This window comes from Streptomyces sp. NPDC036764 (genome assembly GCF_055609385.1).
Genome location: NZ_JBVJPT010000001.1, coordinates 1,575,423 through 1,589,875, shown reverse-complemented (window position 1 = coordinate 1,589,875; position 14,453 = coordinate 1,575,423). Strand labels below are relative to the sequence as shown.

The following is a 14,453-nucleotide window of genomic DNA, read 5'->3' as shown; positions in this document are numbered from 1 at the left end:
GTGCGGCGGCCGGGAACGTGGGGGTGGCCTGATCCGTTCGCCCAACTGGTTCGATTATTCGGACGGACGACTGGGGGAATCACAAGGAGATGGAGCGCGCTGCGTGATCATGACGGCGCCGACGGGCCACGGGGGCCGCGTCGGCGTCGGTGCGCGAGTGCGGGAGAGGCCGTCAGTTCGCGGCCAGGCGTTGCAGGTGGGTGACGGCGGCGTCGATGCCGGGCAGGGCGAGCATGTCCTTCTGGGCACGCCGTGCCTCGTCGGTGACGCTCTCGTCGGCCAGGAGCCGGCGGCAGGCCTCCAGCATGGGTTCGGCGCCCCGGGACGCGATGTGCTCGCCTAGTCCGAGGTCGGCGACGCGCAGCGCGTTGTACCGCTGGTCGCCGAACATGGGTCGGACCGCCATGGGGACGCCGGCGCGCACGGCTTCGCGGATGCTGTTGTAGCCGCCGTGGGTGACGAACAACGCGGCGTGTTCCAGGAGGAGTTGCTGCGGGAAGCGGTCGACGACGCGGACGTGGGGCGCGGCCTTGGCGGTGTCCACGGGCATGCCGAGCGTGGAGACGACGGCGGCGCAGTCCAGTTCGGAGAGGGCCTCGACGACCGTGTCGAGGGGTTCGGCGGGGTCGTAGACGGGGATGGGGGCGCCGAACTCGCGGGCCTTGTCGAGGAATTCGAGGACGGTGCCGGGCAGTCCCGTGCCGAGTGAGGCGAGTACGAGGGGCTTGTCGGCGGGCAGTTCGGCGAACCAGTCGGGCAGGCGCTCGCCGCGGGTGACGGTGCGGGGCTGGCGGTAGGCGACGGCGGCGGGGGCGAGAGGGCGGGCGAAGGAGTAGGGGGCGGGCATGCAGTCGAGGCGTCCGTGCCGGTAGACGGCCACCGGGTCGTCGGTCTCGGGCAGGCCGAGGGCGCTGCGGCGGTCGTTCAGCAGCGGGAGCAGCAGTTCCGGGTCCAGGAACTGGCCCGAGCCGGAGGGCGCGGGCACGTGGGGTACGCCGAGGGTCTCGGCGACGAGGAGTGCGGCGAACTCGTAGCCGTCGCGCAGGATCACGTCGGGCCGGAACTCACGAGCCAGCGGCAGCAACAGGTCGTAGGCGTCGGTGAGTTGGGGTCCGGCGCCGAGGGTGGCCCACAGGTCGTGGGCGAAACGGCTGAACTCCTCGGGGATGGGCAGTTTGCCCTCGAACAGCAGCCGCATGCCCTGGGCGGTGATGTCGGTGTAGACGCCCTCGACGCGGGCCCGCTCGCCGGCGAGGACGGGGGCGAGTTTGTCGGCGGTGACGACGAGGACGTCGTGTCCGGCGTCGCCGAGGGCCCGCACGAGCGGCAGGCAGGCGCGCGCGTGGGAGGGCGAGCCGGTGATGCTGCACAGCACCCGCATGGTGACGGACCTTTCTGAGCGGCTCTACAGGTCTATACGGCGGTCAGGGCGGGCTCGACCGGGCTGGTGCCGGTGCCGTGCCAGGCGAGGCCCGCGGCGCTGAGCGCGGCCGGGTCGAGGAGGTTGCGGGTGTCGACGACGAGCGGATGGTGCAGGTCGGCGGCGATCCGGGGCCAGTCGAGGCCGCGATACTGCGGCCACTCGGTGCACAGGACGAGCGCGGAGGCGCCCTTGGCGGCCTGATGGGGGTCGTCGACGACATTGATGTCGGCGGGGAGTTCGGTGTGCCGGGTGGCGGGGACCGCCGGGTCGTGGGCGGTGAGTTCGGCGCCGCGGCCGGCGAGTTCGGCGGCGAGCGCGAGGGCCGGTGAGTCGCGCAGGTCGTCGGTGCCGGCCTTGAAGGTGAGGCCGAGCAGCCCGATGCGGACCCCGGCGAGGGAGCCGTCGGCGTCGCCGCACAGGCGGGCGATCCGGTCGGCGATCCGGGTGCGCTGGTGTGCGTTGGTGTCGATGGCCGCCCGCACGAGCGGGAAGTCGACGCCGAGCGCGTCGGCCGTGCCGAGCAGGGCGCGGGTGTCCTTGGGCAGACAGGAGCCGCCCCAGCCGGGTCCGGGGCGCAGGAACGCGCCGCCGATGCGGTGGTCCTGGCCGAGCGCGGTGGTGACCCGGCCGATGTCGGCGCCGACCTCCTCGCACAGCTCGGCGAGGGTGTTCACGTAGGACAGCTTGACGGCGAGGAAGCAGTTCGCGGCGTACTTGACGACCTCGGCGCTGGCGGCGTCGGCGATGACGACGGGCGCGTCGACCCCGGCGTACAGCTCGGCGACCTGGGCGGCGGCCCAGGGGCTGGCGGAGCCGATCACGACCCGGTCGGGCTGGAGGAAGTCGGCGACGGAGGTGCCCTCGCGCAGGAACTCCGGGTTGCTGACGACGCCGACGTCGGGCCGGCCGAGGGCGGCGGTGACGCGGGCGGCGGTGCCGACCGGCACGGTCGACTTGGTGACCAGGACGCTGTCGGGTTCCAGCAGGGTCCGGATCTCCTCGACGACGGCGTCGACGGCGGTGAGGTCGGCGCGTCCGTCGGGTCCGGTGGGGGTGCCGACGCAGATGAACACGGTGCGCGCGCCGCGTACCGCGTCGGCGGCGCCGACGACGAAACGCAGCCGGCCCGCGTCGAGGCCGGCCTGCACCAGCTCGGGCAGGCCCTCCTCCAGGATGCGCACTTCGCCGCGGTTGAGCTCCGCGACCTTGACCGGGTCCAGGTCGGCGCAGACCACCCGGTGTCCGAGCGACGCCAGGCAGGCACCTGCGGTGAGTCCGACATAGCCGGTGCCGATGACGGCGATGGTGTGGCGGTGCACGGCAGCCACCTCGATTCTCGGTTGCTTCGCTGCGGTCAGACGCCGATGAGCCGGGCGCTGATGGACGCCGCGGCACGGACGGCCAGGGCGACGCTGTACAGCGTCGGGTTGACGGCGGTGGCGGTCGGGATGACCCCGTTGCCGCCGACGTAGAGGTTGTCGAAGCCCCAGACGCGGCTGTCGGTGTCGCACACCGAGGTGCCGTCGTCGACGGGGCCCATGCGCACGGTGCCCTGGTAGTGCTTGGAGCTGCCGGCGGGGAACAGTTCGGGCCGTTCCAGGAACTCGCCGCCGAGTGCCTCGGCGACGGCCTCCTGGTCCGCGCGGGCCTGTTCGGCGCCTTCGAGGTCGCGTGCGGTGAGGTCGTAGTGGACGGTCATGTCGGGCATGCCGTAGGCGTCGGCCTCGCTGGTGGAGAACTCGATGCGGTCGTCGGCGCGGATCTCCTTGGCGCCGTACCAGACCATGCCGACGAACAGTGCCGGGTCGACGCCTTCCAGCGGTGAGGTGTCGATGGTCATGACCTGGCCGTGGTTGCGGCGGCCGGGGTCGGCGAACGGCACCCAGAAGCGGCCGGTCTCCAGGTCGCGGATGTCGCCGCCGAAGTCGACGGTGCCGCGGGCGGCGACCCCGGCGGTGGGGCCGTCCTTGACGTGGACGGAACTGACGGTCTTGGGCTGGTCGTTGAGGTAGCGGCCGAGGGCGTCGGGGCGGATGCCGGAGGCCCACAGCAACTGCGGGGTGCGCAGCGCGTCGGCGCAGACGGCGACGGCGGAGGCGCGTACGGCGAACTCGGTGCCGGTCGGGAGGTGTTCGAGGAGCGCTCCGGTGACCTTTCGCCCGTTGAACAGCAGGCGCCGGCACATGGTCTCGTCCGCGATGCGGAAGCGCCCGTCGCCCGCGGTCGCTCCGGCGTGCGCGAGCGGGCCGAGGACGGTGTCGGGGCCGCCCCACAGCGGGCGGCGGCCCGGGCGGGGGGTGCAGGAGAGGGGCATGGTGCCGACGCCGCGGCCGACCGGGTAGTCGCCGTCGAAGAGCTGGCCGAGCGTCTTGAGCACGAGGTCGCCGGCCTCGGTGGCCGGGTAGGCGTCGCGGGTGACGCTCAGCAGGTGTTCGGCGACGGACAGGGCGGCGTCGAGGTCGTCGGCGGGCAGGAACGGCAGCCGTTCGCTGTCCAGCGGGCGGGGGGCGGTGCAGGCCCAGTGCACGCCCATTCCGCCGATGTTGCTGGACATGACCGCGGCCGGCATGCCGGACTGCTCGGGCTCGTCGTCGCGGCGGGGCCGCAGCAGATGGGTGCCGCGGTCCGCGTACTTCTTCACCAGGGCGCCGTCCTCACCGGGCGCGGTCTCGGGATCGCGCCCCTGGGAACGGGCCTGGGCCGCGGCCCGTTCCGGTGCCGGCAGGTTGCCGAGGTGCAGCCCGGCCTGATCGGTCAGGCGCGGCCCGAGGTCGGCCATCAGGATCCGGGCGTGCGGTACGGCGTCGTACACACGGCGGGCGACGGCCGACCCCACGGGGCCGCTTCCGACGACGAGCAGGTCGACCGTCGGCGGAAGTTCGGGACAGCTCATGGTGACGCGACTCTCCTTCTGTGTGGTGCTGTGGGGGGTGGTGTTGGCGCGCGTCCGGTCAGTGAGCCGCGCGGCTCGCGGCGTAGTACTGGCGGACCTGCTGGGCGAAGGCCGGGTTCATCTGGGCCTTGGCGAGGATCTCGGCGGGCGGGGTGTAGTCGTCGTCGAGGGCGTCGGCGAACTTGGCGAATCCGGCGCGCAGTTGGGCCTCGATGACGGCGGGCCAGGCGTTGGGGATCTTCCACTCGTCCTCGTAGCCGGTGGCGAGCAGGTGGGTGACGGCGGTCTCGACGACGTCGGTGCGGCTGTGCGCCTGGGTGGGCTTGCGGACGGGCTGGAACACGGACAGGTCGTGGCGGGTGTCGTCGCCGAGGATGCGGCGGGCCATCTCGTCGGCGAGCAGCGGCGACAGGTGCAGGCCGTCGCGGTAGGTGCCGGTCATCATCCACAGGCCGTCGAGGCCGGTGCCGCCGACGAGCGGGAAGCCGTCGAAGGCGACGGGCCGGTTGCCGACCTGGATCTTCTCGATGCCCGCGGTGTCGAGGTCGCGGCGCAACTGGCGCAGGGCGCAGCCGAGCAGGAAGGTGGCGTCGCGGATGGAGGGCACGTCGGCGGGCTCGGGCTCGATGGCGTTGGTGGCGCCGAGGTAGACGTGGCCCTGGCCGCGCGGCACGAGGTGCAGGCCGCAGGCGAAGGCGCGGTTGGGGGTGCGCAGCACGCTGGTGGGGCCGGGCACGTCGGGGTTGACGCGGGCGACGACGGAGACGCCGACGCCGGCGCACAGCCGCGGGATGCTGCCGTTCAGCGCGGGCACGGTGTCCAGGAGGGTCTGGGAGGCGGCGCCGGCGGCGAGCACGACCTGGCCGGCGGTGAGGGTGTCGCCGCTGGTGAGCTTGACGCCGGTGATGCGCTCGCCCTCGGTGACCAGGCTCTCGCCGAAGCCGTCGAGGAGGGTGCCGCCGGCCTTCAGCAGGGCGGTCTGCAGCCGGGCCAGCAGGCGGCCGGAGTCGACGGCGTGCTCGCCGGGGATGAACATGCCCATCAGCGGCCGGGCCAGCGGGTCGGGGTCGAGCCAGCCGAGCTCGGCCGGGTCGATGTCCTCGTACGGCTCCTTGTACTCGTCGAGGGTCTTGCGGATGGCGGCGTAGTTGGCGGAGTCGATGCCGGGTACGCCCACCGAGTTCAGCAGCATCACGGTGCCGTCGGCGCAGCGCAGGTCGTCGCTCTCGCCGGTGTCCTCGGACAGTTGCTCCAGCCAGTCGTCCCACAGGCGGGTGGCCTGGACGCCGAGGTCGAGCTTGGCGCGGCCCTGTTCGCTGGCTATGAGGGTGGAGGTGACCTCGCCGAAGGTGCCGAGCATGGCGCCGGCGGCGGTGGAGGCGGCCCAGGGCCGGTCGGTGCGGCCGAGGACGGCCACCTTGGTGCCACGGCGGGCGAGGGTCAGGCCCAGGGACAGGCCGAGCACACCATTGCCGACGACGAGGACCTCGAAGGTCCGGCCGGCCGGGTTGTCGCTGGTCATCGCTTTCGTTCCCATCCTGTGAACCGCCGCGCCGGGCGCGGGGTGTGCGAAGTCGGTGTCGGGTTCGGTGTCGGGGTCGTCGGTTCCCGCGGCGTCAGGCGGTCGCGGGGGTGCCGTCGCGCGGCAGTTCGGCCAGGACCTTGGCGACGGCGGTCGCGACGTCGTCGACGTCCTGGCGGGTGCCGAGCAGGGCCTGGTGCCCGATGAGCACGCCGTCGCGGCCGACGCGTTCGGCGTTGGGGCAGCGTTCGGCGAGTTCCTCGGGCCGGGCGCCGCCGGTGGCGCCGGTCCAGAAGGCGTCGGTGCGGTGCAGGGGCTGGTGGCTGCCGAAGGCGGGGATGCCCTCCATCAGCAGCGCGAGGGCGACGGTGTCGCGGTCGAGCCCGCCGAGCTCGTCCTGGTCGAGGACGAACGTCGTCATGTAGTGCGGGTTGCCGGTGCAGCGCGGGTCGCGGCCCTGGAGGCGGATGCCGGGGATCTCGCCGAGCGCGGCGGCCAGTTCGGTGTGGCGGGCGGCGCGGCGGGCGTTCTGGTCGGCGAACCGGGCCAGTTGGGCGCGCAGCAGGGCGGCGGTGAGTTCGGAGATGCGGAAGTTGGAGGAGCCGGTGGCGAGGTGGAGTTCGCGGTCACGGCCGCAGTTGTGCCGTATCCAGGCGGCCTCGTAGGTCTCCTCGTCGGGCAGCAGCAGGGCGCCGCCCTCGCCCGCGGTGATCACCTTGGTGCTCTGGAACGAGAAGGTGGCGATCGAGCCGAGGGCGCCGAGGCCCTTGCCGAGCCAAGTGGCACCGTGGGCCTGGGCCGCGTCCTGGATGACGGTGACGCCGCGGGCTGCGGCCCAGGCGGTGATGGCGTCCATGTCGGCGACGTGGCCGCCGATGTGGACCGGGATGACGGCGCGGGTTCGGTCGGTGGCGGCGGCGTCGAGGGCGGCGGGGTCCAGGCAGAAGGTGTCCGGGGTGACGTCGACGAGCACCGGGACACCACCTCGGCGCTGCACTGCGGTGGACGTGGCGACGAAGGTGTAGGCAGGCACGATCACCTCGTCACCGGGTTCGATCCCGGCGAGTTCCAGGGCGAGTTCGAGGGCGTGCGAGCCGTTGGTGACGGCAAGCGCGGCGGGCGCCTGGCCGAACTCGGCGAACTCGCGCTCGAACGCCTGGACCTCCTTGCCGCCGTGCCGCCCCCACTCGCCCTGCTGGAGGGCGCGGGCGAGGGCGAGGTTCTCGGTCTCGTCGTACTCGGGCCAGCGCGGGAAGGGTTGCGTCCGCACCTTGGGCCCGCCGTTCAGGGCCAGCATTGCCCTCTCCTTCCGGGGGGGGGTGGCGCCGGTCAGCCGGGGAGGTTGCCGAACGCGGTGCGGGTGCCGTAGGGGTCGAGCTGCATGGTGAGGCCGCACTCGTCCTCCCAGCGCTTGGTGATCTCCACGCCCTCGGAGCGGTTGACGTCGTCGAGCATCACGGTGGCGCCGGGCGCCAGGTGGTCCTTGAGGGCGGGTACGGCCGGGTAGCGGGCCATCTTGCGGCCCTGCTCCCAGCCGGGCGGGCCGTCGACGAGCAGCAGGTCGATCTTGCCGTGCTTGTCGGTGAAGGCGCCGATCTCGTCCTCGACGGTGCCGGGCTCGTACCATTCGACGCGCTTGACGGCGGCCGGGTGCTCGGCGAGCGGGGCGTGCACGACGCGGGCGACCTCGGTCAGGCCCTCCTGCGCCAACTGGTCGTTGACCCAGCGTGCCCACTTCTCGTCGTGCTCCAGGGAGAGCACGTTGCCGTAGCCGCGCTGGGCGAGATAGCGGGCGAAGACGATCGTGGAGGTGCCGCTGCCGCATTCGACGAGGACCTTGCGGTCGCCCAGGGCGATGTCGTCGAGCAGCTTGATCAGGGCGCCAGGGCGCAGCGACCACGCGGAGAACGGCAGGTAGGGGCCGTTCAGCAGCGGGGAGAGCCGGATCCACGAGGCCAGGTCGTAGAACGCCCGGAGGAACTGCGTGTCCATCTTCCTGCTCCTGTCTGGATTCCGGTTCAGTGGCCGGCGAGGGCGACGAGGTGGTCGACGGCGGCGGTGACCTGGGGCAGCGCGAGCATGTGGCGCTGCGCGGTACGGGCCGCGTGGGTGTGACCGGGGTCGGCGAGCAGACGTTTGACGGTGTCGGCGACATCGTCGGCCGCTGCGCTGGGCACGCGCAGCCCGAGTCCGAGCTCCGTGACGCGGTCGGCGTTGTGCGCCTGGTCGCTGAGTTCGGGCAGGACGGCCATGGGGACGCCGGCGCGGACGGCCTCGCGGACGCTGTTGTAGCCGCCGTGGGTGAAGAGGAGTTGGGCGGTCTCCAGCAGCAGCGGCTGCGGGATGCTGTCGTGGAGGTGGACGTTGTCGCCGACGGCGGCCGGGTCGACGGGCATGCCGCGGGTGGCGACGACGGCCGTGCAGTCCACCTGGGACAGGCCCTTGACGATGGTGGTGAGCGGGTTGGCGTCACCGGGCATCAACGCGCCGACGACCAGCGCCGGGTCGGCCTCGATGTCCAGGCCCTCGAAGAGGTGCCCGGCGACCACGCCGTCGAAGAACAGGTCGAGGATGCGCGGGAAGACGGAGTGGTGCATCAGCGAGGCGAACACGTTGGTGCTGGAGACCACCACGAGCGGCTTGTCGCCGGGGAGGTCGCGCAGCCACTCGGGGCCGGTCTCGCCGCGCACGATGGCGGACGGCTGCTGGTAGGCGAAGGTGCCGCCCATCTCGTTGGCGGTGAAGGCGTACTCGGGCGGCATGCAGTCGAAGCGGCCGTGCGCGTGGATCGCCTCGGCCGAGTCGCTCTCGGGCAGGCCCAGTTCGGCGCGGCGCAGGTTCAGCTCCGCCAGGGCCAGCTTCGCGTCGAGGTACTGGCCGCCGCCGGAGGGCGCGGTGACGTGCGGGACGCCGAGGGTCTCGGCGACGAGGTAGCCGGCGAACTCGACGCCGCTGCGCAGGATCACGTCCGGCTTGAACTCCTGGGCCACGTCGAGGAGTTGCCGGTAGGCGTCGGTGACGTGCGGACCGCAGGCGGTGGCGAGGAGGGTCTGCGGCGAGAACGGGTCGGAGGGGGCGAAGTCGATGCGCTTCTGCTGGAGCAGGCTGAGCACGATCTCGGCCATGTCGGTGAACAGCGGCAGGACGCGGATGTCCTCGCCCTCGAAGACACCGGCCATCTCCGGCGGGGAGACGACGGTGACCTCGTGACCGGCCTCCGCCGCGGCTCGGGCCAGCGGCAGCAGGGCACGTGCGTTGGAAGGCGACAGCGCGAGGCTGCAGAGAATGCGCACAACCATTCCTTTCCGTGCGGAAGCGACGTTCGGACACGTCATGATGTGCCGCCGCGCTCGGTGTTTTCCCGAGTCTTCGGCGCGCTTTCCGCGCCGCTCGGTGAAGAACTTATGGGATCCGGATGCGGCGACCCAGTTGGGTGTTTCCACCGGCGGGTAATCGGCTCAATGAGCGGACGACTTCGCGGCGTTGCGGGTATTCGGCGAAAGACGAATTAGAAGGCGTACCGGAATCAGGCGGTGAGCTGGGCGGCCGTGTTCTCGGTCCAGGCCTCGGCGCGGCGCCTGCGGTCCTCGCGCACCGTGCGCGGCACGAGCGCGTCGACGGCCTCGCGGGTGGCCGGGTGCCGGAAGGCGTAGCGCAGGGCGCCGGTGGCGGAGGGGTGCCGGGAGCGGCGCAGGAAGTCCCGGCGTTCCAGGTGGTCGAGCCAGTGCGCGGCTTCGGCACGGTCCACGCCGCCCACCGCCGCGACTCCGTCGGCGCAGCACACGCCTCCCAGGGCGGAGGCGCACACGAGGACGGCCTTGGCGAGCGGCGGCAGCGTGTCGAGGTGGGCGGCGACCACCTGCCGCACATGGCGGGGCATCACGGGTGGCCCCGCCGGGCGGCCGTGCCCTGCACCGGCCAGCTCCCGTGCGTACTCCACGGCGTAGAGGGGGTTGCCGCCGACGCGGGCGAGGACATCGCGCCGCAGGTCTGCGGGCAACGCGGTGCCGCCGTCGCCGGCGAGGAGGGCGTCGAGCAGCGCGGCCGAGGAGGGCTCGTCGAGCGGGTCGAGGGTGAGGGCGAGGGCGTCGCGCCGGCCGCCGCCCCAACTGGGCCTGCGGTCGAGGAGTTCGGGGCGTGCGGTGACGGCGAGGAGCAGTGGTACGGGTCCGGCGGCGTCGGCGAGTTCGGTGACGAGGTCCAGGACCGGGTCGGGCGCGGAGTGCAGGTCCTCCAGGACGAGCAGCAGGGGGCGTTCGGCGGCGAGGCCGGTGAGCAGGAGCCGCCAGGCGGTGGCGAGGTCGGGCCAGTCGGCGGGGGCGGGCGGTTCGGCGCGCAGGAGCGGGCCGAGCCGGTCGAGCAGCCAGGCGCCGCGGTCGCCGGTGCCGAACAGGGCGTGGACCGTGCGGGCGAGGGCGTCGCGGGCGCAGTCGTCCGCGCCGGTGGCCGAGGCCAGGGTGCGCTCCAGCAGGGCGAGCGGCCGGTCGCGGTCGCACCAGGAGCTGTGCCCGGTGACGACTCGGAAACCGTACGGGGAGCGGCGGGCGAGCCTGGCCAGTTCGGCCATCAGCCGGGTCTTTCCGGAGCCGGGTTCGCCGAGCACGGTGAGCAGGCAGGGCCGCTGCCGGCGGGCCACGTCGGCGAGCGCTCCGCCCAGTTGTTCCAGCTCGCGGTCCCGGCCCACCAGGGCGGGCGGGGTGTCCGTGCAGGCCGTGCGTGCGCCGATCGGCTCGGACGCGCCGTCGGGTCCGGCCGGGCCGTAGACGAGGGAGCGTTCGGTGCCGGAGCGGGTCGTGGCGCACACCCTGATGCCGCCGGGCGGCACGGTCTCGAGCAGGTCGGCGCAGCTCTTCGGTACGGCGCCGTTCACGATCGGCACGGCGCCGGTGCCGTCGGCGGCACAGGTGACGACGACGTCGCCGGTGGCCACGGCCACGCGGGGAGCGGAGCCGCCGTGCACGGGGACGGGGCCGCCCGCGCCGTACTGGCGGAGTCTGCGCAGGATCGCCCGGCCGGCCCGGACCGCGCGTTCGGCGTCGTCCTCGCGGGTGCGGACGACACCGAACAGGGCGAACGTGACCGGGCCGAGCACGCCGGAGACCTTTCCGCCGTGCCGGGCGACCTCGTCGCGGATGGCGACGGCCAGTTCCCCGGAGAGCCGGGCGGCGTCCTCCGGGGCACCGCCGAGGCCCTTTCCGAGAGTGGTCCGCACGAGCAGCATCGACAGTTGCTTGTGCTGTTCGGTCAGGACGCCGGCGGGTGCGGCGGGATACGGGAAGGCGGGGGTGCGTGACGGTGCGGGGAGTGCCGGTGCGGCGGGGGGCCCGGGCGCCGGGCGGCTGTCGAAGCCGACGGGGGTGACCGGGGTGATGCGGGCGGCCGGGCGGGGTGTGGCGGCGGTTGTCCGGGGGCGGCGGGGTTCGCCGTCGAGGGCCATGATGGCGAGCGCGTCGGGCTGGCCGAGGACGGGATCGTGGTCGAGGACGGCACGCTCCACGGCGCGCAGCACCCGGCCCGGTTCCAGGCCGAGCCGGGATGCCAGCGCGGCCCTGGTGCGGCGGTAGGCGTCCAGAGCGTCGGACTGATGGCCGCGGCGGTAGAGGGCGAGCATCAACTGGGCGCACAGCCGCTCGCGTTCCGGCTCCCGCTGGGCGTGGATGCGGAGTTCCTCCAGCACGTCGTGGTGCCGTCCGCAGGCGAGTTCGGCCTCGTACAGGTCCTCACGGGTGGCCGAGCGGGCCTGGGCGAGGGTGCGCAGTTCGGGCCAGTCGGTGCCCGACTCGGCGAGGTCGGCGAGGACGGGGCCGCGCCACAGGTCGAGGGCGGCGCGCAGGGTACGGGCGGCGGCGGACCAGGATCCGGCGGCGAGGTCGGCGCGGCCACGGTCGGCGAGGGCCCGGTAGGCGCTGAGGTCGAGGTCGTCGCCGTCGACGCGCAGCAGGTAGCCGGGGGCGTGGGTGAGCAGGACGGGGGCGCCGCGAGTGGCTTCGGTGTCCTCGGCGGCGAGGAGTCCGCGCAGGGCGGAGACCGCGTTCTGGAGCATCTTGCGGGCGGTGGGCGGCGGTTCACCGGCCCACAGGGCCCGCATCAGGGCACTGGTCGCGACGACTTCGTTGGCGTGCAGCAGCAGATGGCCGAGTGTGGCGCGCTGTTTGACGCCGCTCAGCGCGACCGGGCCGCTGTCGTCGAGGACCGTCAGCGGGCCCAGTACCTGGAATTTCATGCCCGTGTCGCTCCCGTTCGCTCCGGCCCGGAAAACACACGGAGAACCGGAAGGAGACGAAAGAGACGATGAAAAGGGACGGCTCCCTCTCCCGGTGTTCCCGCCGGTTTTCCCGAATGCGCCGAGCCGATTTTCCGGTGCCGTTCTTACCGTTCTCCGAGATGATTCCGAGGGACCCGTACGGCCGTTCTCCGGCCTCGCACCAGGCCCGGAGAACGGCCGTCGGACATTCACCCTCTGGATCCGCAAAGAATGCTATCGGCGTCCCGGCGGGGCGGTCACTGGGGAAAACACTGGTCCTGTGCCGGTGTCAGGAGGCGCGCCAGCGCAACGCCCGGTCGGCGATCCACAGCGACGCCACGGACGCGACGGCGAGGACGGCCACGTCGAGGGCGAACATGCCGTCGATGTCCCCGGTGACGCTGTGCCGGATGGCGTCGGCGCCGTAGCTGGTCGGCATGACGTAGCTGATGACGCGCAAGGCGACCGGCAGGGACTCCATCGGGATGAGCAGCGGGGCGCCCAGCAGCAGCAGGAAGTTGAGCATGTAGGTGACGATGGAGATGAGCTCGATCCGGTCGATGAGGCTGCCGATGACGAGGCCGAGCGCGGCGAGCGGCAGGGCGGTCAGCGGGTACACGAACAGCAGCGTCGGCGACAGCGTCAGCTTGATGTCGTAGAGCACCTCCACCGCGAGCAGGGAGGTGACCAGGCCGGGCGCGATGAGCAGCAGCCGGGCTGCGACGAACGCCGTCACGAAGGCCACTTTGCTGATGGGCAGCGAGGCGTAGTACATCATCGAGCCCTCGGCCTTGATGGCGCCGATGCGCTGGGCGATGGCCGTGGTGCCGAGCGCGGCGATGGAGAACACGCCGGAGCCGCTCGCGATGTACAGCAGGCTTGCCTGGTCGGTGAGGCCGCTGCCGATGCGGGAGAACCCGAACACCATCGTCAGCGGCATGAAGATGCCGAAGACCATGTGGACGTGCCAGGAGGTCCGCACGATCAGCATGTGCTCGAACCACAGGTACTTGAAGGAGGTGCCGAAGTTGGCGAGCCGTGACCCGAGGGTGCGCCGGGGGACCCGGGCGGGGGTCGGGGCGCTCGGGGGCGCCGGCCGGGGCGTATGCGCGGCGGCGGGCAGCGGGGTGCGCCGGGCGGCGGGCGGGGTGCTCGTGGGCGCGGCGGCTTCGGGTTCGGCACCAGGGGCACCGACGGTGGCGAGTTCCTTCACGGGGGGCGGCGGTCCGGACGAGTCGGGCGCCTGGTGGGCCGGCTCGGACTCGGCCGGTTCCTCCGGTTCGCCGACGGGTTCGGGCTTGAGGCTGACGGGTTCGGGCTTGAGGCTGAGGTAGACGTCCTCCAGCGTGGGCCGGGCGAACCGGAAGTCGTCGACGCGGGTCACACCGACGTCGGTGACCAGGACCTCCAGCAGGGGCTGGATCCGGTCGGGCGGTGCGGTGACTAGGTAGCTGCCGCTGCGGTCGCCGGGTGAGACGACACCGATCCGGCCGAGCCGGGCGGCCTCCGCCTCGGTGAGGTTGCCGCCGTCGCGGACGAACAGCTCCAACCGCGCCTGGGCGCCGGTCTGTTCCTTGAGCTCGCCGGGAGTGCCCATCGCGGTGATGCGGCCGCCGTGCATGACGGCGACCCGGTGGACGGCCTTCTCCGCCTCCAGCACGTTGTGGGTGACGAGGACGATCGTCGTACCGTCCTCGGCGGCCCGGCGCTGCACGATGTCCCAGATCAACCGCCGGTTGTGCGGGTCGAGTTCGTTGGTGGGCTCGTCCAGCACGATGAGTTCGGGGCGGCCCATCAGGGTCATGCCGAAGTTCACCAGCCGCATCAGGCCACCGCTGAGCCGCTCCACCTGCCGGTCGGCGTACGGCCCGAGACCCAGCTCGTCGATCAGTTCGTCGGTCTGGCGCCGGGCGTCCGTCTCGCTCTGGCCGCGCAGCCGCCCCGTGTAGTGCAGGGCGCGGCGGGCCTCGATCAGCCGCATCGACAGGCCCCGCTGCGGCAGGAAGCCGACGGTGGACTTCACCAGCTCGGGGTGGCGCACCACGTCGATGCCGTTGACGGTGATGGAGCCGGACGTGGGGCGGACCAGCCCCAGCATCTGAAGGACGAGCGTCGTCTTGCCGGCGCCGTTGGCACCGAACAGGCCGAACACCTGCCCGCGCGGCACGCTGAACGTCAACCCGTCATTGGCTCTGATGAGTTCACCGCCCCGGCCGCGATAGGCGCGTACCAGATCACGCACCTCTATGGCCGGACCGTCGTCCGTCTTGACCATGCCCACGTCTCATCGCCTCTTCGGCTCAGGGACCCGGCCGCGCCGCTGGTCCGCCGTTCGTGTACCGGTTTCGCCCACGCTAGGCGTGGCGCGTCC

At 72.8% G+C, this 14,453-nt stretch carries 9 protein-coding genes; all 9 read right to left on the bottom strand.

Annotated features, from left to right (window positions below; genetic code table 11):
• Positions 1 to 172: 172 nt before the first annotated feature.
• Positions 173 to 1,381 (bottom strand): glycosyltransferase, encoded by a 1,209-nt coding sequence (locus ACZ69Q_RS06485; protein WP_471037311.1) that lies wholly within the window; start codon positions 1,379 to 1,381, stop codon positions 173 to 175.
• 32 nt (positions 1,382 to 1,413) lie between these two features.
• A complete protein-coding gene (locus tag ACZ69Q_RS06480) occupies positions 1,414 to 2,742 on the bottom strand; it encodes a UDP-glucose dehydrogenase family protein (protein WP_471037307.1) in 1,329 nt (442 codons plus the stop codon).
• A 35-nt stretch (positions 2,743 to 2,777) separates the two neighbouring features.
• Entirely contained in the window at positions 2,778 to 4,316 is a 1,539-nt protein-coding gene (locus ACZ69Q_RS06475) for a GMC oxidoreductase (RefSeq protein WP_471037306.1), read from the bottom strand.
• Between the two features lie 58 nt (positions 4,317 to 4,374).
• On the bottom strand, positions 4,375 to 5,838 hold the full coding sequence (locus ACZ69Q_RS06470) for an NAD(P)/FAD-dependent oxidoreductase (protein WP_471037303.1): 1,464 nt from the start codon (positions 5,836 to 5,838) through the stop codon (positions 4,375 to 4,377).
• 94 nt (positions 5,839 to 5,932) lie between these two features.
• Positions 5,933 to 7,135 carry a DegT/DnrJ/EryC1/StrS family aminotransferase gene (locus tag ACZ69Q_RS06465; protein WP_471037301.1) on the bottom strand — a complete coding sequence of 401 codons (1,203 nt, stop codon included), beginning with the start codon at positions 7,133 to 7,135 and terminating at the stop codon, positions 5,933 to 5,935.
• A gap of 32 nt (positions 7,136 to 7,167) precedes the next feature.
• Positions 7,168 to 7,830: a class I SAM-dependent methyltransferase gene (locus ACZ69Q_RS06460; protein ID WP_471037297.1), complete on the bottom strand. Its 663-nt coding sequence runs from the start codon at positions 7,828 to 7,830 to the stop codon at positions 7,168 to 7,170.
• A gap of 26 nt (positions 7,831 to 7,856) precedes the next feature.
• A complete protein-coding gene (locus ACZ69Q_RS06455) occupies positions 7,857 to 9,131 on the bottom strand; it encodes a glycosyltransferase (RefSeq protein ID WP_471037294.1) in 1,275 nt (424 codons plus the stop codon).
• 233 nt (positions 9,132 to 9,364) lie between these two features.
• Positions 9,365 to 12,061 (bottom strand): BTAD domain-containing putative transcriptional regulator, encoded by a 2,697-nt coding sequence (locus ACZ69Q_RS06450; protein WP_471037291.1) that lies wholly within the window; start codon positions 12,059 to 12,061, stop codon positions 9,365 to 9,367.
• Between the two features lie 310 nt (positions 12,062 to 12,371).
• Positions 12,372 to 14,357 (bottom strand): ABC transporter ATP-binding protein/permease, encoded by a 1,986-nt coding sequence (locus tag ACZ69Q_RS06445; protein ID WP_471037287.1) that lies wholly within the window; start codon positions 14,355 to 14,357, stop codon positions 12,372 to 12,374.
• Positions 14,358 to 14,453 lie beyond the last annotated feature (96 nt).